Origin of the sequence: Zobellia sp. 1_MG-2023 (genome assembly GCF_030549125.1) — a bacterium.
Lineage (GTDB): Bacteria > Bacteroidota > Bacteroidia > Flavobacteriales > Flavobacteriaceae > Zobellia > Zobellia russellii.
The window spans coordinates 44,635-65,903 of record NZ_JAUOSY010000006.1 but is presented as its reverse complement, the minus strand read 5'-3'; the positions used below and the strand labels follow the sequence as shown (position 1 = coordinate 65,903).

Here is a 21,269-nt window from a genome sequence, read left to right as displayed (position 1 = left end):
TTTCTAAATTGTTTCTAGGTAAAGTTGGTTTAATTCATTTGCGTTAATTTCATTGGCCTTTAATTGTTGGGCCAAAACTCCTTCTTTCATAATACCAATGGTGGTGCCCAGTTCTACGGCATTAAAAATATCATGGGTGGCCATAAAGATGACCTTACCCATACTGGCAAGTTCCTTACAGATTTGAGTAAATTCTGCTGTGGCTTTAGGATCTAGGCCAGAAGTGGGCTCATCCATGAAAATAACTTCGGCATTTTTGGCCAATGCCACGGCAATGCCCACTTTTTGCCGCATTCCCTTAGAGTAGGAGGAGAGCCTTTTATGTTGTGCATCCAACTGCAGGCCTGTTTTAGCTAGAAACGCTTCCAGCTCTGCCGTGGTGTATGTGAACCCTGCTAAACGGCTAAAGAAATCCAAGTTTTCTACGCCACTAAGGTTACCGTAAAGTTGTACCGTTTCGGGAATGTATGCGGTAAGTTTATTGGTATCGTCCTTTCCTACTTCTTTATCGGCAATAAAGGCTTGGCCGCCATCTTTTGATATAAAGCCTAAAAAAATATTGATCGTAGTGGTTTTTCCTGCGCCGTTCTGACCCAAAAGACAAAATATTTCGCCTTTGGAAACTTCAAACGAAACGTCTTTTAAAGCTGCCTTTCCTTGATAAGACTTGCTTATGTTCGTTGCTTTCAACATAATAGTATAACTAAATTAAGAGTATAGGTAAATCGTGTAATCATCCTTATACACAGCAATTTGTGGTATAAGTATATAAATGATAAAGAAGATGTCCTTACGAAAAAGACAGGTCCATATGTATATTCAACACTTAGCTTTCAGCATACCGTATTCGGGTGTGCGACAAATCAAAAGAAGTGTGGCAAAGAAAGAATATGACGAATGAAAAGGGCGTACCGGTCCTATAAAAATTGACGGTACTACATACAAAATGGACTGTTAAACTTGTGGAGGAGGCCGCGTAAAGCGATTACTGCCTAAAAATTGGTTTTCAAAAACAAGCTGTGGCGCATTGTTAGAGAACATTTGTTCAAAAAAATAGAATTCTGTTTGCGGTAGAACGGGAGATTCCGTTTTTAAAAGCGGTGTAAAATTAACCGCTGTGGTAATGTGACAAACTTCGCAATGTTGCGCGTCGGAATCGTCAATATGATGCGTAAGCGCATGCAGTCCTGCCACTTTGAATACCAAAAACAAAGCGACAAAAAACATAGAAACGAAATTCTTGCTGCTTTTCATCATAAGCGACAAAAGTAAATAATACTTTAAATTATTAATGAGAATTTAAACAAAAATTACTTTGGCATGAATTTAACTGAAGTTGGAGTACAAGGGTATATAAATTATAAGAACATTACAAGGCCCTTTTTTATCTTCGAAAACAAGCTTAGCGGACACGAAATGGTTTAAAGTTTATGAATACGATGGTGTAAATGAACAACAAGAGTAAATACCAGGTATTGGAAACCAAATCTATATAATCGATTTTTCCGTTTGAAAAGCTTAAAATCATTAAAACCTGCGCTCCATAGGGCAGTAGACCTTGAAAAATACAGGCAAAAATATCTAAGATGGAAGCGGTTTTCTTGTTATCCAATCCGTATTCATCATTAATGGTTTTGGCAATGGGCCCGGCAATGATGATAGAAACCGTGTTATTGGCAATCGCCATATTAATAGTACTCACTAATGAGGCAATACCTAGCTGTGCCGTTTTTTTGTTCTTGATAAGCTTCTTTATGTTGACCAGTATAAACTCTATGCCTCCGTTTCGTTCTACTAAAGCGGCCAATCCTCCTGTTAATAGAGACAACAAGAAAATCTCTGTCATGTTCGTAAATCCAGAATAGGCAATTTTAGTAGATTCTATAAGGGTAAAATCACCATAAACAATCCCCAAAAGTCCAGCGAATACTAAACCTAATAGTAAGGTAACAAAAACGTTCACTCCTACAATAGATAGAACAATGACCAAAAGATAGGGCATAATTTTGATGACAGAATAACTATAAACTACAGTCTCCGTTTCGGCGGACTTTAATCCCAAACCCTGAAAGATTAAAATAGCTATAGTGAATAGGGCAGCGGGTACGGCAATTTTAATGTTCTGCTTGAATTTATCACTCATTTTACAACCTAAGGATTGTGTATCAGCAATGGTAGTATCCGAGATTATCGATAAATTATCGCCAAACATGCTACCACCTAACAGTGCACCACATAAAATGGCCAAATCCGCGCCGCTCTTATCGGCGAATCCCACTACAATAGGAGCCAAAGCAACAATGGCACCCACCGAAGTTCCCGTAGAAACCGATAAGAACCCTGCAATAATAAAAATGCCAACGTAGATGTATTGAATGGCTATAAAATCCAATCCCATATTAACGATGGCATCAACACTACCGGTTTCGTTGGTAATTGCAGCGAATGCACCTGCTAACAAGTAGATCAAACACATAGTTAGTATTTTATCATCTCCGCAGCCTTTTAAAACCGTTTTTATTTTAAAATCTATAGATTGCCCAAACATTAGGAAGGCAGCAATTATCCCTACAATTACCGCAATGGGAGCAGGTAACGCATAGAAATCGTTTTGATATATACCCACACCCAAAAAAGTAAATACAAAAATGAATAGGGGTACGAGAGCGGAAAATTTTGGAGTTCTAACTTTAATGTTTGCCATTTCTTTCTTTATGCTAAAAAAGGAAGTAGAAGCAAATAGATAGACATATGGGTTAACATTTGTTCCAACTAATTGGCTTATCTCTTTAGCACCTTGCTCGTTATTGCAGGTTGCTATCTCCTTTTTTTTGAGATTCTTGATAATTATTTTAAGGCGGCAAAAATAAGGTATAAGAACTACCTGCAACTCATAAAAAGAGTTAATTTATATCACACTTTTTTTTGGTCAATTAGAAGAAATCCTAAACTTTTGAGTTAATAAGTAGTATAAATCCTATGTAAATGGTACGTCAAGTAACGTAATACATATTTTTTAACTTAGTTTGTAACTTCTAACCAAGGGATAAAAAAGTCTATTTATCTTATTATTTTGAAGAGTGGAATGAAAAAACAAGACTTACACGCTGAAAATCAACTTTCAACAACCAATGAAGGTGATAACCATACAACTATTAGTCAGCTAGAAAAAGACAAAATCATTGAAAGACAACTGCGCTTTCAGGATTTGTTAATCAGTATCTCTACAAAACATATTAATTCCGATTTATCGGATATTGATAAACTTATCAGAGCATCCCTAAAGCAAATTGGCGAGTTCGTAGAATCGGACAGAAGCTATATCTTTTCTTATGATTTTGTAAATAACACCACTTCAAACACTTATGAATGGTGTTCTGAAGGTATAGAACCGGAAATAGAGAACTTACAGAATGTACCTGTAGACTTTATTCCGCAATGGATAGAAGCACATAAAAAGGGAGAGCCGTTCTTTGTGGAAGATGTAAGTGAATTACCAGAAGACGGAGAACATGGTTTACGAGCCGTTTTAGAGCCACAGGGCATTAAGAGTCTAATTACTATTCCAAAAATCAAGAATAATGAGTTGATCGGTTTTATCGGTTTTGATTCTGTCAAAAAAATCAATAAGTATGATGATAATGAAAAGGACATCCTTTTTGTTTATGCCAATATGCTGGTTAATGTCATACAGCGTAAAGAGAGTGAAGAACGGATAAAGGAGCAAGAGAAGAAGAAGGAAGAACTATTAAAGAATCTATCGCTTCAAAATGAAGAATTAAGTGAATATGCCCATGTGGTATCTCATGATTTAAAAGCCCCTCTCATTAATATTCACACTTTGGTGAGTTGGTTTATAGATGACAATAAGGAAGCTTTGGGAGAGGATACCATACAACCTTTACATCAGGCCTTGTTCAATGTAGAAAAGATGAATTTCTTAATAAAGGGAATTCTGGATTATTCCACTATAGATAAAATAGAATCAGAAGACAAACAGGTTGATTTTAATATCCTCATTAAAGAAGTCTTGGAAACTATTTTAGTGCCCGGCCATATAAAGGTTACGGTTCAAGAGAACATGCCAAGTTTGTACGGGAATACCTGGAGATTTAAGCAGGTTTTTCAAAACCTGATTCAGAATGCAATAAACTATGGCGATAAGGAACAGGGCACCGTAGATGTGGGCTATATTGATAAAAGTGACCATTATGAGTTTTTTGTAAAAGATAATGGTATTGGGATCAAATCCGATTATTTTGAAAGAATATTTAAAATCTTCACCAAATTAGAAAGCACTGGTTCCTCATCTGGAATAGGTCTGTCCATCGTTAAAAGAATCATTAAATATTATAACGGTTCAATTTGGTTAGAAAGTGAAGAGGGCGTAGGCACCACCTTTTACTTTACACTTTTGAAGACCACGTAGGTGTTGGTTCCTATGAATAATATATTTAAATCTCTATTGCCGTTTTATTGGCTACAGCTACCGTATGAAATATCGTTTACTGTAGGATTATAAGCATTCTGTTCAATGAATACATCCGTATAACTGCCATTGATTATAAAATTGGTCAATGCGCAAAAATCGGTTAAGTTATAATTGCCTCCATAGACCATATTAAAATCTTCATCAAACGATGCCCCAATAGTAATCATGCCACCAACAGAGCTAAGATTTTCAAAGCCGTTCAATGAGGTAATCTTATTCTCATGTAGCGATAAATCAGAACCTACTGTAGTAAGGTTTTCTAAATCCATTATAGTGGCAAGTTTATAATTTTGATACACCTCTAATTTATATTGTACAGATGCAATGTTGTTTAGTCCTTTTAGAGAAATAAGTTCGCTGTTTCTTGAAATTTGTAAATGACCGTTAACCGCAGTAACGTTTTCCAAGCCTTCAAGTGTAACTAGTTTTGCATTGTGTCTAATAACCAAATCACCTTTTAACGCTGTAACATTATTTAACCCTGCAAATGAAGTAAGTTCGGAATTGGTCGTAATTTGTAATCCTACGGTATTATATTCGCTTCCATAAAGCGCAATACCTTGTCCAATTGAATTTAAACTATTCAGTCCTTGCAGAGAAGTTAGTCCCATGTTCTGGGTAATAATAAGCGCAAGATCAATAGATGTAATATTCCCCAAGCCAACTAATGAGGTAAGGCTTTGGTTATTAGCAATTCTTAATTCCCCATTTATCCTAGTTAAATTATCCAGACCCGACAAAGAAGTAAGCTCAGAATTATTACTGATGTTTATATATCTACCCTCTATAGCCGTAAGATTATTTAAGTCCGTAATATTGGTTAAATTGCTGTTATTGCTAATAGTCAAACGATTGCCAATAGATGTAAGATTTTGTAAACCTTGCAAATTGGTTACCGCTGTTTTAGAAATGGTCAATGAGCCCCCAATTGTAGTTAAGTAATCCAGGTTTGCAAGTGAGGTAATAGTTGGTGTAGCAGTATCCATTATAATCACATCTCCAGTAACTTCGGTATAGCCTATTGTTCCAAAGTTCTCTATGTCTTCCTGAGAGGTTAAAGTAATGGAACCTTCGTATAGACCACCGCTTTGGGGCAATTCTTCACATTCTCCGTTATATATATCATTAAAAGATGGATTGTATTTATTATTTGAGATACTTACTGTACTAAAAGTACCGGTTGTGAATAGATTGGTCAGTGCACAAAAATTTTCAAGTTTAGGGTTGGGACGGAAACTATCACCTATTACGGTTTGGTTGCCAACTGAATTAAGATTTTCCAAACCTATAAGAGATACCAGATTTTCATTACCCCTAATATGTAAATTTCCTCCAACAGAAATTATATTATCCAATCCAGTTAGTGTGTTAAGCTTATTATTATTTCCGATGGTTAAGCCGTTCCCAACTGAGGTTACATTGTTCAAGCCTTGTAACGTAGTAAGATTATTGTTGTCCAATACAAACAAATATTCCTGAACTGAAGTTATGTTTTCTAATCCTGTAAGTGTAGTAAGGCTACCGTTACCATTTATTTCAATTCCATTAAGAGAAGTTAAGCTTTCTAAGCCTGTTAGCGACGTAAGTTTAGTATTTATTGTAAACCGTAGATTACCTCCTATAGAACTTAAATTTTCAAGTGCAGATAACGTAGTTAGATGTATATTAAAAATGAAAGCCAAATTACTGCCAACAGTTTCAAGTTTTTCTAAACCATTTAAGTTTTTAGCTCCTGTTTCTATATAAAATTCCCCTCCAACAACCATTAGGCTAGATAAACTTTCTAAGGAGGTAATGCTCTGTTGGCCGTTTAGCCTTAAATCTCCAGTAATCTCACTATATCCAAAAGCACCAAAAGCATCTACTTCTTCTTGGGTGGTCAAGGTTATTGACCCTTCATATATAGTACCTCCTTGATTAGGGCAAGTTTGTATTTGTCCTAAATCCGTAATACCATTCGCAATACTGGATAAGGTAATTTCATCTGAAGTTTCATCGGTATTAGCATCTACTACAACAATGAGGTAGTCCGCTTCGTTACAATACACTAATTGTTGCTCAATTTCACCATTAGTTATGGGGAGTATTTTAAAGTCATTGATATCATTTGTGGAATGTATAAAAGCATAACCATTGGTCAAAGGCGCATTGTTGCAATTGGTTACGGTAGCGGATAAGGTTGTGATGGAAACATCTGCCAAGTCGTCTATATTAATGGTGATGTTCAAACCATCTTCTGTAAAAGGACCAAATTCTTTAGACCCTGCCGGGCTTTCCGGATCACAATCACTAAACAAGGTAATTTCAAGGGTTTCTTCTTTAGGGAAAAGACCACAATTTTGACCCAGTTCATTTGTATAACCGGAATATACAAGCTGATCATTGGAAGCCCTGGTAATTTCAAAATAAGAGTTAGGTAAGGCTGCGTTTTGTTTCAACTCAAAGCATGCCCTAATAGTGTTTAACGGTAAATCGCAATTCCACCAGGTAAAGTGAGATACCTCACCTACATATTCTCCGTCTATAATTGTAGCAACACCTTGCTCTTTCCAATACCCAACAGCTTCATCAAAATACCAAAGTGGTATGGATGACGGAGCATTTGGTGTGCTAGAAGAAACAGGAAAATATAGTTTTGCAGGCGTATCTTCTGAAATATTCAAAATCTCTCCATTAGGGGAATATAAGTTAACAGACAGCATACCGTAGGTTTCCATAGCTGTAGCCTCGTTATTTTCCCTTTTTCCAAAGAGGGAACCTGGCATTTGGGAAAATGTTTGTGTTTGGTTGGGTTCCAAATAATGCATAGAAACCTCTACTTTTCCGTTATATGGAGCCCCGGAAGCATCTATAAAATTTCCTCCAAAATTTACCTTTGCACCATTCTCTAAGCTTACCTCCGAGGTTTCACCAGAATTCACGGTCTCAATAGTATTCTTTTTAAGTAGTGTAATATTTACAACATTACTACCGCTGGCCGATGGTACTATACTTCTGGAACCTAAAATATAGCCTTCCGTTTCTGCTTTGATATAAGCAAATTTTTCATTTACAGTAACCTCATTTAAGACAAAGACACCTTTAGTATCTGTTACTACAGATTGACTCCCAATGGTTACCTTCACTTGCCCTAAAGGTTTAGCGTCAATATCCGTGATTTCTCCAATAAAATTAGTTGTTAGGGCAGCTCCAAAATTTTTAGCCTCAAATTCTATATCGCTAATGGCTTCAATAGCTACTGTTGTGGTATCTACCGCAATGGTATCATTTATAACCTCATTTACTAAAGTTTTTTCTAAAGAATCATCATCATTTGTGCAAGATGTGATTAATACACATACTAGTATAAGAGCCTGTAAGTACTTCATGGGGGTGGGGTATAGGTTGGTTTTGGTCTAGTCTTTATATCAGCCGTTAAGCGCATGCAAAGAATTATATAAACTAAAAACACTAAAAAAGATTGTATTTACTCAAGTTTCACTCTAGTATTTTCGATAATCGGTAATAAGTTGAAACCTAACAACAAATGAGATGTTTATCTTGAATGTCGTTGTTATACTGGTTTGGAAACAAGGGTGAGGATATGATATTATTTTTTGGAATAAATCCAATTTTCAGTATAAATTCCATATTTTAGGAGTTTTTACTAATATTGATGAAACCCTCAATACGCAATGCAAAATTTAGAGTTGGAAAAACGAACATGCTGTTTAACGCAAGGCCTTAGAGAGTATCTGATTATTATTAGTCCGCCAGCTCATATCAAAAATGACCTGTTCGATTTTAAAAAAGATTTTATGTATCGTTTTGGTACAGCCAGATATATTCATTCCATTGCCCACATTAGCCTAAGCAATTTCATGATTGAAAGTATTCCGGAGCTAACCATTTTAAATGAATTGCGTTATGCTTTGGGAGGTAAAAAGAGATTTGAAGTTCATGCCAATGGATTTCAAAAATTTATAGGCTCAAATACTTTATGTATAGGTGTTATGGGAGCCGAAATTATCAAGCTTCAAAACCTTATGGTGGCAGTGTTGAGAAAGAGAGCGAAAATTGGTAACAGGGGCACTCAGAAAATAGGAGTCCCTCATATGACCATTGCAAGTAAAATTCCAGATTTAGAATTTGACCGAAGCTGGGCGTACTTTCGAGAAAAATCATACTCCAAAGTTTTTACAGTAAACAAGATAACCGTACTGAGGAAAAATCATTCATTGGGAGAGAAAGCATATAAGATGGCATTTGAAATTGAGTTGGAATAGTACTTTTAGCAAATTAGATTAACGATAAGTAGGGACCATTTTAGCTGTATATTATTCACTTATATGGGCATCTTTCGCATAGATGCCGGATCCCAATTATATATAAAGATAGTAATGAATTTAATCCGAAAAACGCTAAAAAGAATGGCTGGGTTATTTTAATTTTGCGTTTCGTTCACCCAGTTTAAATTCAAGAGCTTGCTAGAGAAAAGACCCCAGTTGCCCCAAGAACAACCATTAAATGAAGACCATTTTGTGTATTGTTTAGAGGGAGTAGAAGATATAGATTCCCCAAAACTTACCGAAACGCAGTTAACACTGGAGCAACTGGCCATGAAATACGGTATTGCTAGCATCTATAAAACCTGCGACACTATAGAAGGCCTAGAAGACAGCTTAAATTCACTGGTCTTAGATGATCATAATTTTAAGGACTATGAGATTATCTATTTGGTTATGGTGGGAGAAGCGAATAGCATTTGCCTAAATGGGTTATTACTACAGTTTACAGGAAATTGCAGAACTGTTCGAAGGCCGGTTAAAAGGAAAGATTCTACATTTTTCCAATGCAAAAATCCTTGATTTGGACGAAGAAGAAGCGCAATATTTCTTGGACATCACCAATGCCAAAGCTATCTCTGGCTACGGTAACGCCTTTAACGGTATAAGCAGTGCCAATCTGGATAAAGTATTCTTTAACTTATTTAAAGAAGATGACGATATGTTTGAGGTAGTTGAAGAGCTTCACCAAAGACATTACAATGTCTGTAAATTGCTAGATTTTAGGTTGTATTATTGATTGTAGGATTATAAACCAGTTCTTTTTCATTAATTACAGGATCCCGTAAAGTAATATCCTTAGGTTAAATTATTTTTAGAAGGAAATAGTAATAATTTAAAATCTAAGTGAAATGAAAATCGAAGCAATTAAACCTACGAATTTTACAACTATAAATTACTCGCTACTTTTTCAAAACTTTTTTAAGTGTTTCAATTTCGATATTATTTAACTTAACAACATATAGTCCTGCTTGTAAGCGGGAAATATTAACTTCCAATGGTTCATCAGAAAGCAGTTCATTTGCTTTTATTGAAACAACTTTCTTTCCGGTAAGATCATAAATATTAACATCAAATTCAGAAGTTATATTTTTATTCGATTTAATATAAAACTTACTACTGGTCGGGTTCGGATGAATGGTAATTTCACTTTCATTAAAAAAATCATCTTCTACAAAGTTTTGTTCAATACTTATGATTCTTGATATAGTATCAGCTGTAATGTTAATTGTTGCCATTCGCATTTCCTGACTAATATTTTCGTCATAATTTACGGTGAAGGTATTCTCATTGGTCTTAACCACCGTTAACCAATCCGCACTTTCACTTACATCCCAATCCACATTTGAAGCAACACTATAAGTTTCAGAACCTGCATCGGTAGTTACGGTTAGGGTTTCTGGGGAAACCACTAAACTTGGAGTTATACCGTTTTGTATTACTAATATTTCATTGGTAAGTTCACCACCCGAAATCGATATTGTTGCTGTCCTATTTTCTGTAATTATATTTTCATCATACGTTACAGTCAGTGTAGTGTCATTCGTTTTAACTGCTTCCAGCCAATCAGAACTTTCACTCACATTCCAATCAACATTTGAGGAAACACTGTAGGTTATGGTACCCGAAGTAACACCAACATTCTGGGTTTCAGGACTAATGTCAAGGCTATTAGGCACCTCAGAAAGAGCTTCAATTTGCCAAACTCCACGCCCAAAAGTTCCTGCCGTCAGTAGTCCATCATTACTGTTATATTTTAGTGAATTTATAATAGTAGTCGGTAAGGTTTCAAGGCAATAAGGTTGCCATGTTCTGCTTAAATCGTTAATAAAGTAATAAACTCCTATATCGGTTCCTGCATAAATAACATCCGCATCTTCTAGTTTTTGATACGCTAAAGTATTTACGGGTGTATTAGGCAATCCTTTGGACATATTTACCCAATTTTGCCCGCCATCATTAGAATAAAATGTTTTCTCACTAGCGGAGTATCCTCCACAAGCCAGCCAAACTTTTTCAGTTTGGTTGTCACTCATTACTACACTTGTCAATTTGTTTTCAATCTCCGGAAAAGTATCTGAAATATCTGTAAATATGGGTTGGGTGTCAAGCAAATTATCAGATTTCACTATTAAATTCCAATTATTGCCATTTGCAGAAACACCATAAAAAGAATTCTTATTTGTTTCAGAAACATCAAAACCTACCCAACGTATATTTCCGTCACTAAACTGACCATTACTTAAATTTTGCCAATTAAAATTAAAATCTTGGTCTATAAAAATTCTTTTTATATCATTTCCATCCGCTACTAATAAAACGTCGGTATCTAGTCCATCTTGCGAATACGAATCATAAACAAGCATTGGGCCACTACCTACGTTTTTGGGTTCAATTTTTTTCAATTCGTTAGGATTTGTATTTGCACCACCTATATTTCTATAATTGATATTAAAATACACACGATCAAACAATTTTGAAGCAGCAACATAGTAAACATCACCAATAGCAAGAACATCTTCACTACCATTATTTACATAAGAGAACCCATTATCTTGGGTGCCCAGAAGTATTTTCTTTGAATCATTATTATCTGTATCAACCTCATAAATTTGTTTAATCAACATACCGCTAGACAAATCTTCCCAATTTTCAAAATCGGTGGTCATATCAAGACCACCATCATTACAGCTAAATAACCGCCCATCTATAAAGTACAAACCCCTAACATCAACATGTGCGTTTTGACTATCAATAGCCTCTAAATTACCTGTGCTTGAATTATACCTATGCGTAAAGTAGCTCCCCGTGAAAATATCATTTTCATTTGTTGGAGAAACAGCAATTTCAGCCATTCCATATTTTTGAATTAAAAACCAAGGATCGGGCATATCATCTTCGAATAAAGAAAATGTTTGTCCTTTATCGGTTGACTTGTAAATTCCATGAAATTTAGAATTATCGGTACCATAGGGTTCCATACTTAAATAGTACACCACATTTGGATTAGCTGGTGTAACTGCAATTCCGGTTTGCGCACCACTAGTTACTGTATCTCCAGGCATAGTTGAAGTAATCCAAGTATTTCCACCATCAATAGACCTATGAAATATTTGATCACGCTCCACAACATATAACGTATCGCTATTATCAGGGCAAATTTCCATGTCAAAAAAACCATAATTCTGAGTATTACTTATAGCCAACTTTGTCCATGTATTTCCTCCATCTAATGTCTTGTAAATTGATGTCCAAAATACGGCATACAGTATTTCCGAATTCATTGGGTCCATAACTAATTTTCGCGCGGAGGGCCAATTAACGGTCTCATCGAATTGCAAACTCATCGGAGACCATGTGACCCCACTATCGTTTGAAACATATAAGCCTGTACTATGATATTGATTTCCCCATCCTCCGTCACCAACAAGTACATAGATTTTTCGACTATTAACCGGAGAATTAGGGTCTATTACGATACTGGTTGTACCTAGCGTTGGCAAATTGTCAGTTAATGGTATCCAGTTTAAACCACCATCTATAGTTTTCCATACACCACCGGTATTCGCTCCTGCGTAAATAATATCTGGGTTGGAAGGATCTACAGCAACACAATCAACCCTACCACGTTCTTTTGGTGCTTCATGTATAACATTTTCCCATTGTAGTACATCCCCGTTCTTTGCAGATTTTAATGCAAGCTTATTAGCTTTTTTTAACTTTATATTTTGTTCTAAAGCAGCCTCATAATTCAGTTGACCAACATTTGCAATTTCACCATTGGCATCCAATCTATTTTCAGCAAATGTTCTCCATCGCATATATTTCTTGAAATCTTTTCGTTCCTGCTTTAAAGGCGTTGAATAATACGAGTCAATTTCATTTACTAAAGATTGAAAACTCTTGGTTTTAGAAGTTTCAATAATATGTTTATATGTTTTATTCTGCTTTTTAGTAACAATCTGAGCATTTAAACCAGACAAAAACAGAAATGAAATCAAAAGAAAAACGTGCTTCATTTTGGGGAATGTAATGGTTGTGTAGTAAACAAATATATAAATAACCCAGCTGTGCATACTGATATTCAGTAATTTATTTTCACGTGAAATACTAAAGAATTGCGTATAACATAAATTGTGCCTGAGCATTTTGATTTTATAAAGCAATCGAGCGTTTGGCTGTGCGGCAAATGCGTAGCATTCACGTTTAAACTGAATGACTGAATGTACGGAATTGCCAGCCGCATCAGCTCGCTAAATTTCAAAAGATTCTTAATCTTTTGAAATATTCCGTACATAATAGAATTATGACTTACAGCCATTAAGTGCCATTCCAGTAAAACGGCTTTGACATAATATCTGACGATATGAACCTAAAGGCGTCATATCTGATATTATATCAAATGCAAGCATGCGCCGTTTTACGACATATACCAATTTGTACTATAATGTTCTGCGTTATGTAACTTGAGCTTTGGTTAAAAGCGAAAGTTGTTACCAGCTTCATTGATTTTTTTCTTACTACAAATATTCTTCTTAAAAGATAATGGAACACTTATTAACTGACCGATAGCAGGAGGGAAGGCAATGTGTGTGGAATGGTATTTTACTACAAATTTAAATACTCTACGGAAAACCGTAATTGGATTCTTGTTAATTTTTTTTATATTTAACTTCCTCCAAAGCACCTAAAATTCTTAAAATTGATGCGGAAAGCGCATCATGGGGCGATTGGTTTCCAAATATTTCCAACAGGTACCAAGTGTTTAGTCGTGAATACTTCTGGTCTCCAGCCAATCTTTTTTTTCAAACAAGGCCGTACTACGGGGGCGAGGCTTTGCCTAATGACCTTTATGATAAATCGGGAAAGAAAATAGCCAACGCATTCCATACAACACAATACTATATGTGGGAAGAAGAATTTGATTGTTCAAAATCGGAAACAATTGCGTATCACAAGCCAGCTTTCATCCTGTCTTTGGGCTTAAAACCATCCAGAATAGAAGGTGCCTATAGCTCGCAGAACGAGGAAATTGTTTGTTACGACCCTTCTGTCCATCAAAAGGGACCGGCATGTCTTTTAATGAGAAAGGATTATCTTTTGGGGTATCTCAACCAGTCAAAATTTAGCTTGGTTTGGATAGTTCAGGGCGAAAAGCAAATTACCGGGAACGATAGGAAAAATCTACCGACATTCGAGCATAAGGTGGGGGGAATCTTCCATTTGGAGAGCAGCGGAGAAATCTCAGGTAATTTAGAGAGTTTTATTAGACCATATGAGCGGAATCGCTAAGTAGATTTAGCTTTTTTAATTAATAGAGGTAGTATTCGCATAATTAAAATTTTAACTATGGGATATACAGCATATTACTTATACTTTGTTTGGCCTAATGAACATTACAGCGGCAGTTTCTCAAATAAAATCCATAGGCTTGGTTATGCATATTCAATTCATGAAAAATGCTAAATTCATTTAAGCTTGATGAAGACAAATTTCATGTATTTTTCACGAATTTTTTCATGATTTTTGAAATTTAACTTACTAATATTTAAGTGTTTGAATTCAGTGAAGAATAACAATCATCCATATTTTAAAATATCAACTACATAATTTTAAATGGACGCCGACAGTTGCGGCAAGTTGGCGAGAATCCTCTAGAAAAAAATCTTGCACTCATTTCCTCGAATACGGGAGTTTTGAACAAACCTAACGGGCTGCTTTCAATACAATTTTTAATAATCATTCCAGTAAAACGGCTTTGATATAATATCAAATACAAGCATGCGCCGTTTTACGACATACACCAATCTGTACTATAATTTATATTATGTAAAATAGAATATTTTAAACACCACTATCCTTTCGTTCAAACCATTGTAATTAAAATGTAATGTTATACGCTCTTTACGTAACGGTCCACGTCTTTTACGAACACGTCAAAGCCTTGTACGTAATTTAAGAAGAGACGGTAACAACGTGCTGAGGCATTTGGGTCTTGACGTAACTTTTGGCTAATGTTTTTGTTGGTATCCCGTAAGATTCGGGCTTCGGCTTTTAAATCATCCAAACGCATGAACTGGTCATACGTTTGCGGTTCACACATATAAGAACATAATTTGGCGTACAGCTGCGCTACAACCTTTAAATTTCGTTCTAATCTTTGTAATTGTAGTTCCGTGGTTTGAATGTCTTCTTGCCTCGTAAATGTTCCTTCCATATCAAACCTAATCTATAGTGTATCCTTGATTTTTTCGTCTTCAAAGATACACTACAAATAGGCAGAAAATTGCTGCAAATTATTAATTAACTTAACATTTACATTTACTTAAAAATCAACCACATAAAGTACTAGTGGCTGGTGCAAATGTCCAGGTATTCGGCCACACCGTCATTTAATCTTCTAAATTCCGTAAGCTGTCTTTTAGCGCGTTCCAAATGAACATTTACGGTTTTACGGGTGTCTTTTAAGGAGTTAATGATCTCACGGTTAGAATGGGTTAAGGAATCCATTGTAGTCCGTAAGGTTTCTATTCGTTCATAAAGTGAATAGGTTTTTGGTTCGCAACGGTAAGAATTGAGCTTGGTCCGTAATTGTACCAAATCTTTTTGGTTGCGTTCGAGTCTTACGACAATAGCATTTTTGTCATTTTCCTCTACTCTTGATGCGGGCTGTTGAGTTGTTGTCATAGGTGCAGGATTTTGGGTTGTTGAGATAAACTGTGTTACTCTAAGTTATAAAAAAAATCCTACAATTTTAGACTTAACTATCATATAATCAGACTTTAACATTAAATTAATGTTCTTTGCTATACTATGTCCTCAGTCCATTTTCAGTTTTTATCCAAAAGTTATTAACAGCTAAACTACTGGGTTCTAGTTGTTCATGACCGTCTTTCATCAATAAAAATTAACCAGTAGCATGGTTTGCTCAAAATCGTATTTTTCAATGCTAAAAGTGTTAAAATTTCATTTTAGACCAAAAGGGACTCAATTTTCACTTCTGGAATTAGCTAAAATTCAGCTTAAAAGGTCAAAAAAGTGAAGTGAACAGCAAAAAAATACCCTCATAAAGCAGTGCGCTCCATGAAGGTATTCTAGTTTAGGTGGTCTTTACTCTAATTCTTCGTCTTCAAATTCAATTTCGGCCATGGTCCGGTTCAACCGGTTAGAAAAGGGCTCGGTGATCAAATCTTCAAGCAATCGTTGTCTTTTTCGTTCGGAAATATCCAATGTATCCAATATTTCACGTCTACGTTCTGTTTTAGCTATCCGTTCTTCCCTTAATTTCATACGCTCCTCTACGGTTAGGATGGCTTTGGGTTCAAAACGTTCCATGACCGTATATTTCGTGATCTCAGATTTTTTTTCTTTGATCTCTTGTGCAGACAATCCGCATGTACCTACAAGAACGCAGGCAGCTATCATAAAAAGGGGGTTTTTCATAATTACTTCATATTAGTTCTTTTATAAAGATAGTGATTTACCCAAAACAGTACTATTTTGCACCTCAGATTCTGTTTACAGCGATAAATTTGTTCATATTATCGGTAATTTATACTAACTTATTTTCAAAACCTAGAATATCATGCGTGTCAAATTCATACTGCTCCTAGTTATTGGTCTCTCGTTTTTTAGTGGTTCGCTTCAGGCACAGGACCAGGTTTCCATCGCTTCGGCAAAAATCAACTTTCATTTTATTTCAAAGGATGTTGAAGGCAGTTTGTCCGGGTTTGAATCTTCTTCCAAAATTTATCCAGACCGTATAACGGAATCCAGTTTCAAAGGCGCCATACAAGTCGAAACCATTAAAACAGGGAATTTCCTCAGGGATTGGTCCTTAAAGAGCGGGAAATATTTTGATGCGGACACCTATCCCACTATTACTTTTGAAAGTACCCAAATTACCAAAACTAGCAACGGGTTTACCGTTACCGGAACACTTACCTTGAAAGGAACCGCTAAAACCATTAGCTTCAACTTTACAGAACAGGCCTCCAAACTCGTGGGGACCACTACTCTATTTTCATCGGATTTTGGAATTGATATTAAAAAGGAGCGCCAAGATAATAAGGTAGATGTGACCTTAACTCTTGATTTGAGCAACTAAATCATTCTAAACTCCGCTTCTTTTGAATTGAATCAAAGGCTTTTGCAAATGCGCCTGAAACGAGTGTGAAAATGAAGTATCTTCGCAGGCGTAAAAATGCATTATATGTGGGTCTGGATTCTTTTTATTGCTTTGATCATTGTTTTTCTTGCGCTGGATTTAGGCGTATTTAACAAGAACGAACACGTTATTAAAACCAAGGAAGCCGCCATCTGGACTACCGTTTGGGTGTCCGTGGCTATGGCGTTCAGTGGGGTCATTTACTGGCTCTTTAGTCAAGGTTTGGTGGAAAACCCTACCAATCTAACCCCAAATAATGCGGTTCTAAAATACGTTACAGGTTACCTTATAGAACTGTCCCTGAGCATAGACAACGTATTTGTTATTGCGGTTATATTTTCCGCGTTTAAAATTCCCGCACTGTACCAACACCGAGTGCTTTTTTGGGGTATTCTTGGGGCCATTGTTTTTAGAGGGTTGATGATTCTCTTTGGTGTGGCACTGATTACCAAATTTGAGTGGATTATTTATGTCTTTGGGGTGTTCCTTTTATGGACGGCTTTTAAGATGCTTAAGGGCGATGACGAAAACTTTAAGCCCAAGGATTCATGGATATTCAAGCAAATAGGAAAAATTTACCCGATAACATCTGACTTTCACGGACATGACTTTTTTGTAAGACTGAAAGGTTTGCGTGCCGCTACTCCCCTTTTCGTGGCCTTAGTGGTTATTGAACTTACGGATGTATTGTTCGCTTTGGACAGTATTCCCGCTATTTTAGCCATCACGGCCGACCCATTTATTGTTTTTAGCTCCAATATTTTGGCGATTCTAGGCCTGCGGTCCATGTATTTTTTAATTTCCAGAATGCTGGAAAAGTTCCGTTATATCAATTACAGTTTAGTGGTTATTTTAGCCTTTGTGGGACTTAAAATGTTGTTCTCCCATCAAGTGGAATTGCCGGAATGGTTATCCCTTGCGGTAATATCCGTAGCGTTGCTTTCCGGGATTGCAGCCTCATTATTGATTCCTGAAAAGAAAAAGAAAGGAATAGAACCGGAAAATTAATCAAGAAAGGTTTCAATTGAATATTAAGACCGCTTAAACAGGTTTTTGTACAGCTTTTCTACGGCCCAATTGCCCAAAGGAAAATACAGGGCAAAGAACAATGCCATGCCTAAACTAAAGTTCCGGATACCAAAGAACTGGTCCATAAGATTGTTTGGGTAGGCATACGAAGTTTCAAAATAATACCCACCAAATTCCAGAAAACCCATAGCCACAAGTCCGTAAGCATATTGGGTATGAAAAGGGAGATTCCTAAGTAATAAGGATATGGGAACCATATATAAAATGTAGCAAGTGATTACTTGCCACCAATAGGTGAATTTGGCAATTTCTACCGTGGCTCCAAACCAGTTCATGACCATTCCCCAACTGAAATAAACAATACAATACAGCACAAGTAATCGCTTATCTGCTAATAACTTAGGTTTCGCCCAACTCCAGAAATCAGATATCATTTTACTTGGCTTCAAGTTTAGCATCAATAATGGAAAGTGCGTCCTTTACCGTTTGCATTTGGTCCATATCGTCATTTTCGAGCATGATGTCAAACTCGTCCTCAACGTCCAGAACAATGTCCACCAAATTAGCGGAATTTATATTGAGTTCACTTATGAAATTGCTCTCTAAAGTAATGGCATCTACCGAAACATCTTCGGGCAGATACACCTTTATAATATCCTTGAGTTTATTGTATTTTGTTTCTTCGTTCATGTTGTTAGGTCGATAAAACTGTGTGGACTTCTGGTTTTAGGAATTAAATCGTTTAAAAATAACACAAGCATTTACATCTCCAAAACCGAAACTTGCTTTTGCTAAAACGGTAGGTTGATGTGGAATGGTTTTCTGTGGAATACAATCAGAAGCTATCAGGTCCGTAATTTCCGGGTGTAAGTCCGTACAGTTCACATTTCCAAAGGTTTGAGAGGTGTTAAACTGAAGCAATGCAGCTACACATTCAATACTCCCCGCCGCCGATAAGCAATGCCCGAACATTCCTTTAAATGAATTGATAAAGGGAAAATCACTACCAGAGCGCTCCAAAGCCGTACTCCAGTTGGCAATTTCCAGCGCATCTTTACTCGTAGCCGTCAAATGCCCATTGATCACATCTATATCAGAATTTTGAATGCCAGAATTCCGTACCGCTTGACCAATACAACGTTGTACGGCTTCGCTATTGGGAGCGGTCATAGTACCATCGCCACGCTGGCCGCCACTGTTTACGGCACCCCCTAAGATTTCGGCATAAATCTTTGCGCCACGGGCTTGAGCGCTTTCTAGAGATTCTAGAACTAAGGCCCCTGCCCCACTTCCAGGAACAAATCCTGCAGCACTAGCACTCAAAGGTCTGCTGGCCGCTTCCGGGTTATCGTTATAATTTCTGGGAAGAATACGCATGGCGTCAAAACCTGCCCAGACGTAAGGACCGCTATCGCTACAGCTTCCTACTAACATGCGTTCTGCTTGTCCGTTCGCAATACGTTCATACCCCATTAAAACCCCTTCCGTACCTGTTGTGCACGCGGAAGAGTTGGTGGTAACCTGGTTTCCACAGCCTAAAATACCACCCAAATAGGCACTTACGCCACTTGCCATAGTTTGAACAACGCTGGTACTTCCCAAACGCCGAACGTTTTTGGCATCAATCTGATAAATGGCTTCGCGGAATTTATCCACACCCAAGGTTCCGGAACCAAAAATGATACCGCTGTCCCAATCTGCCTGATCCTTTTCGGCAATGTCCAAACCGGCATCTTTCCATGCATCGGTTCCTGCAATAACCCCGTATATAATACCCGTAGCGCTGAGCCCGCGTAGTTGCAGGGGAGTAAAGTAATTCGATAGAAGTTTATCGCTTACCTCCGGTTTCCCCGCAATCTGACAACCGAACCCCAGCTGTTCCAACTCTGGTTGAAACCGAATGCCACTTTGGCCCGAGGCCATTGCCTCGGTAAAAGCAGCTAATCCCGTTCCGTTGGGAGCACAAACGCCTAGCCCTGTTACAACCACTCTTCTACGCATGGTCCCTGGTTTTAAACATTCCGGATATTTCGCCTGTACAGACCAATTTCCCTTCCGTATTATGCATTTTTACAGAACACTTCAATTTATTGAACCTAAAGTATATTTGTTTTGAGGTCACGGTTACTTTTTCATTCGGTTTAACCGGTAATAGAAATTCCATTTGTGTACTACTCATACCTATTTGCATTCCCGTAGGTGCCAACTTGGTTTCGTTTTGTAAAAGATAAATTCCCAAGCATACGACTCCTATTTGCGCACAACATTCCGTTAGAATTACACCGGGTGTTACAGGAACGTTTTTAAAATGCCCTTTATAAAAATATGAATCCTCAAGAAAGGTATAAGTCCCGACCACTCCATTTTCGGTAACCTCCGTCAGTTCATCAACGAACAAAAAAGGTTCTGTGTACGGCAAAACATTGGTTATGTGGTCATAGTTCATAATCTGTCAATTTCTATTGCAAGCTTTCACCTCCATCAACCTTAATTATAGTTCCGGTTATCCATTTAGCTTCATCCCTGCTGAGCAAATAAACGGCATTGGCTACATCTTCAGGGGTAGTTAAACGATTATGGGGATTACGCTCTAACGCACTTTTCTTTAAGGTCTCACTATTGGGAATCATGGCAAAAGCCTTTGTTTCCGTGGTTCCTGCTTGAATACAGTTGGCTTTTATTCCCTTTGGAGCATATTCCAACGCAATGCTTCGGGTGAGCGCCTCAAGGGTAGCTTTTGCCGCGGAAACAGCGGCGTACCCTTCCCATGCCTTGGTACTTCCCTCACTGGTAAAAGCCACGATACGGGTATCTTCATCGAACAAATCGGCTTCAAAAATAGCTTTTGTCCAATCATAAAGACTCAATGCCATAGCGTTTAAAGTGATTTCAAAATCTTGATGATTCAAGGTTATGCCATCATCCGATACCATAGGTTTTAAACTCCCCTTGGCTATGCTATGAACCATCATTTTTATCTTTCCTGTAGTAGAAAGTGCAGTCTTTATAGCATCAATGGTTTCGTTTCTTTTCTCCGCATTTGTAGCATCAATATTGAAACTTAGCAATTTCACTCCCCTTGAAGTGATTTCTTGAAAATTATCGTTAATTTCCTTTAAATCAGACCTTCTATCTCTATGAATTATAATAATATGAAATCCATGACTTGCCATTTTTTTGGCAGTTGCCAAACCCAGACCACTGCTTCCGCCAAGAATAAGAACCCATTGTTTTGCCATGTTTGATTTTTAAAATT

General features: G+C 37.0%; 18 protein-coding genes, 1 pseudogene and 1 riboswitch. Of the genes and pseudogenes, 6 read left to right on the top strand and 13 right to left on the bottom strand.

The window, feature by feature from the left end; genetic code table 11:
• Positions 1–3 precede the first annotated feature (3 nt).
• The 3 genes from Q4597_RS13530 to Q4597_RS13520 all read right to left on the bottom strand — a co-directional run bounded on the left by Q4597_RS13530 (position 4) and on the right by Q4597_RS13520 (position 2,704).
• Positions 4–693: an ABC transporter ATP-binding protein gene (locus Q4597_RS13530; RefSeq protein ID WP_303406582.1), complete on the bottom strand. Its 690-nt coding sequence runs from the start codon at positions 691–693 to the stop codon at positions 4–6.
• Between the two features lie 261 nt (positions 694–954).
• The gene (locus tag Q4597_RS13525) at positions 955–1,257 is read right to left on the bottom strand and encodes a hypothetical protein (protein WP_303406581.1); all 303 of its coding nucleotides are present in this window, start codon (positions 1,255–1,257) and stop codon (positions 955–957) included.
• A 145-nt stretch (positions 1,258–1,402) separates the two neighbouring features.
• Positions 1,403–2,704: a Na+/H+ antiporter NhaC family protein gene (locus tag Q4597_RS13520; protein ID WP_303406580.1), complete on the bottom strand. Its 1,302-nt coding sequence runs from the start codon at positions 2,702–2,704 to the stop codon at positions 1,403–1,405.
• Between the two features lie 48 nt (positions 2,705–2,752).
• Positions 2,753–2,852: riboswitch (SAM-I-IV-variant riboswitch) on the bottom strand.
• 233 nt (positions 2,853–3,085) lie between these two features.
• On the opposite strand from Q4597_RS13520, the gene Q4597_RS13515 reads away from it, so the two are divergent.
• Positions 3,086–4,429 (top strand): GAF domain-containing sensor histidine kinase, encoded by a 1,344-nt coding sequence (locus Q4597_RS13515; protein ID WP_303406579.1) that lies wholly within the window; start codon positions 3,086–3,088, stop codon positions 4,427–4,429.
• Positions 4,430–4,473: 44 nt separating this feature from the next.
• Here Q4597_RS13515 and Q4597_RS13510 read toward each other — a convergent pair whose 3' ends face one another.
• Complete coding sequence (locus Q4597_RS13510; RefSeq protein WP_303406578.1) at positions 4,474–7,860, bottom strand: hypothetical protein; 3,387 nt, start codon at positions 7,858–7,860, stop codon at positions 4,474–4,476.
• Positions 7,861–8,166: 306 nt separating this feature from the next.
• Between Q4597_RS13510 and Q4597_RS13505 the strand changes: the two genes are divergently transcribed.
• Both Q4597_RS13505 and Q4597_RS13500 read left to right on the top strand, forming a co-directional pair.
• On the top strand, positions 8,167–8,757 hold the full coding sequence (locus Q4597_RS13505; RefSeq protein ID WP_303406577.1) for a 2'-5' RNA ligase family protein: 591 nt from the start codon (positions 8,167–8,169) through the stop codon (positions 8,755–8,757).
• Positions 8,758–8,955: 198 nt separating this feature from the next.
• A pseudogene (locus Q4597_RS13500) lies at positions 8,956–9,556 on the top strand (DUF6642 family protein).
• A 163-nt stretch (positions 9,557–9,719) separates the two neighbouring features.
• Here Q4597_RS13500 and Q4597_RS13495 read toward each other — a convergent pair.
• Complete coding sequence (locus Q4597_RS13495) at positions 9,720–12,836, bottom strand: VPS10 domain-containing protein (protein WP_303406576.1); 3,117 nt, start codon at positions 12,834–12,836, stop codon at positions 9,720–9,722.
• 742 nt (positions 12,837–13,578) lie between these two features.
• Between Q4597_RS13495 and Q4597_RS13490 the strand changes: the two genes are divergently transcribed.
• Positions 13,579–14,109, top strand: a complete 531-nt coding sequence (locus Q4597_RS13490; protein ID WP_303406575.1) for a hypothetical protein — start codon at positions 13,579–13,581, stop codon at positions 14,107–14,109.
• Between the two features lie 601 nt (positions 14,110–14,710).
• On the opposite strand, the gene Q4597_RS13485 is transcribed toward Q4597_RS13490, so the two are convergent.
• From Q4597_RS13485 to Q4597_RS13475, 3 genes are all read right to left on the bottom strand, one after another.
• Complete coding sequence (locus Q4597_RS13485; RefSeq protein WP_303406574.1) at positions 14,711–15,034, bottom strand: hypothetical protein; 324 nt, start codon at positions 15,032–15,034, stop codon at positions 14,711–14,713.
• 131 nt (positions 15,035–15,165) lie between these two features.
• Positions 15,166–15,504, bottom strand: a complete 339-nt coding sequence (locus Q4597_RS13480) for a hypothetical protein (protein ID WP_215440420.1) — start codon at positions 15,502–15,504, stop codon at positions 15,166–15,168.
• A gap of 423 nt (positions 15,505–15,927) precedes the next feature.
• Positions 15,928–16,260, bottom strand: coding sequence for a hypothetical protein (locus Q4597_RS13475; RefSeq protein WP_303406573.1), 333 nt, complete (start codon positions 16,258–16,260; stop codon positions 15,928–15,930).
• A gap of 142 nt (positions 16,261–16,402) precedes the next feature.
• On the opposite strand from Q4597_RS13475, the gene Q4597_RS13470 reads away from it, so the two are divergent.
• Entirely contained in the window at positions 16,403–16,924 is a 522-nt protein-coding gene (locus Q4597_RS13470) for a YceI family protein (protein WP_303406572.1), read from the top strand.
• Between the two features lie 105 nt (positions 16,925–17,029).
• Entirely contained in the window at positions 17,030–17,992 is a 963-nt protein-coding gene (locus Q4597_RS13465) for a TerC family protein (RefSeq protein WP_215440423.1), read from the top strand.
• A 23-nt stretch (positions 17,993–18,015) separates the two neighbouring features.
• Here the strand turns inward: Q4597_RS13465 and Q4597_RS13460 are convergent, their stop codons facing one another.
• Genes Q4597_RS13460 through Q4597_RS13440 form a run of 5 tightly spaced genes read right to left on the bottom strand, consistent with a single transcriptional unit; the run spans position 18,016 to position 21,252 of the window.
• Positions 18,016–18,447, bottom strand: coding sequence for a hypothetical protein (locus tag Q4597_RS13460; protein WP_303406571.1), 432 nt, complete (start codon positions 18,445–18,447; stop codon positions 18,016–18,018).
• A 1-nt stretch (position 18,448) separates the two neighbouring features.
• Positions 18,449–18,703, bottom strand: coding sequence for a phosphopantetheine-binding protein (locus tag Q4597_RS13455; RefSeq protein ID WP_289062654.1), 255 nt, complete (start codon positions 18,701–18,703; stop codon positions 18,449–18,451).
• 36 nt (positions 18,704–18,739) lie between these two features.
• Positions 18,740–20,014 carry a beta-ketoacyl synthase gene (locus Q4597_RS13450; RefSeq protein ID WP_303406570.1) on the bottom strand — a complete coding sequence of 425 codons (1,275 nt, stop codon included), beginning with the start codon at positions 20,012–20,014 and terminating at the stop codon, positions 18,740–18,742.
• Positions 20,007–20,459: a 3-hydroxyacyl-ACP dehydratase FabZ family protein gene (locus Q4597_RS13445; RefSeq protein WP_303406569.1), complete on the bottom strand. Its 453-nt coding sequence runs from the start codon at positions 20,457–20,459 to the stop codon at positions 20,007–20,009. The genes Q4597_RS13450 and Q4597_RS13445 overlap by 8 nt, the downstream gene beginning before the upstream one ends.
• Before the next feature lie 13 nt (positions 20,460–20,472).
• On the bottom strand, positions 20,473–21,252 hold the full coding sequence (locus Q4597_RS13440) for an SDR family oxidoreductase (protein WP_303406568.1): 780 nt from the start codon (positions 21,250–21,252) through the stop codon (positions 20,473–20,475).
• Between the last annotated feature and the right edge of the window lie 17 nt (positions 21,253–21,269).

Excerpts from the sequence above, each read along its gene's own strand:
- Q4597_RS13530 (WP_303406582.1), bottom strand. The coding sequence starts at position 693 with ATGTTGAAAGCAACGAACATAAGCAAGTCTTATCAAGGAAAGGCAGCT.
- Q4597_RS13525 (WP_303406581.1), bottom strand. The coding sequence starts at position 1,257 with ATGATGAAAAGCAGCAAGAATTTCGTTTCTATGTTTTTTGTCGCTTTG.
- Q4597_RS13520 (WP_303406580.1), bottom strand. The coding sequence starts at position 2,704 with ATGGCAAACATTAAAGTTAGAACTCCAAAATTTTCCGCTCTCGTACCC.
- Q4597_RS13515 (WP_303406579.1), top strand. The coding sequence starts at position 3,086 with ATGAAAAAACAAGACTTACACGCTGAAAATCAACTTTCAACAACCAAT.
- Q4597_RS13510 (WP_303406578.1), bottom strand. The coding sequence starts at position 7,860 with ATGAAGTACTTACAGGCTCTTATACTAGTATGTGTATTAATCACATCT.
- Q4597_RS13505 (WP_303406577.1), top strand. The coding sequence starts at position 8,167 with ATGCAAAATTTAGAGTTGGAAAAACGAACATGCTGTTTAACGCAAGGC.
- Q4597_RS13495 (WP_303406576.1), bottom strand. The coding sequence starts at position 12,836 with ATGAAGCACGTTTTTCTTTTGATTTCATTTCTGTTTTTGTCTGGTTTA.
- Q4597_RS13485 (WP_303406574.1), bottom strand. The coding sequence starts at position 15,034 with ATGGAAGGAACATTTACGAGGCAAGAAGACATTCAAACCACGGAACTA.
- Q4597_RS13480 (WP_215440420.1), bottom strand. The coding sequence starts at position 15,504 with ATGACAACAACTCAACAGCCCGCATCAAGAGTAGAGGAAAATGACAAA.
- Q4597_RS13475 (WP_303406573.1), bottom strand. The coding sequence starts at position 16,260 with ATGAAAAACCCCCTTTTTATGATAGCTGCCTGCGTTCTTGTAGGTACA.
- Q4597_RS13470 (WP_303406572.1), top strand. The coding sequence starts at position 16,403 with ATGCGTGTCAAATTCATACTGCTCCTAGTTATTGGTCTCTCGTTTTTT.
- Q4597_RS13465 (WP_215440423.1), top strand. The coding sequence starts at position 17,030 with ATGTGGGTCTGGATTCTTTTTATTGCTTTGATCATTGTTTTTCTTGCG.
- Q4597_RS13460 (WP_303406571.1), bottom strand. The coding sequence starts at position 18,447 with ATGATATCTGATTTCTGGAGTTGGGCGAAACCTAAGTTATTAGCAGAT.
- Q4597_RS13455 (WP_289062654.1), bottom strand. The coding sequence starts at position 18,703 with ATGAACGAAGAAACAAAATACAATAAACTCAAGGATATTATAAAGGTG.
- Q4597_RS13450 (WP_303406570.1), bottom strand. The coding sequence starts at position 20,014 with ATGCGTAGAAGAGTGGTTGTAACAGGGCTAGGCGTTTGTGCTCCCAAC.
- Q4597_RS13445 (WP_303406569.1), bottom strand. The coding sequence starts at position 20,459 with ATGAACTATGACCACATAACCAATGTTTTGCCGTACACAGAACCTTTT.
- Q4597_RS13440 (WP_303406568.1), bottom strand. The coding sequence starts at position 21,252 with ATGGCAAAACAATGGGTTCTTATTCTTGGCGGAAGCAGTGGTCTGGGT.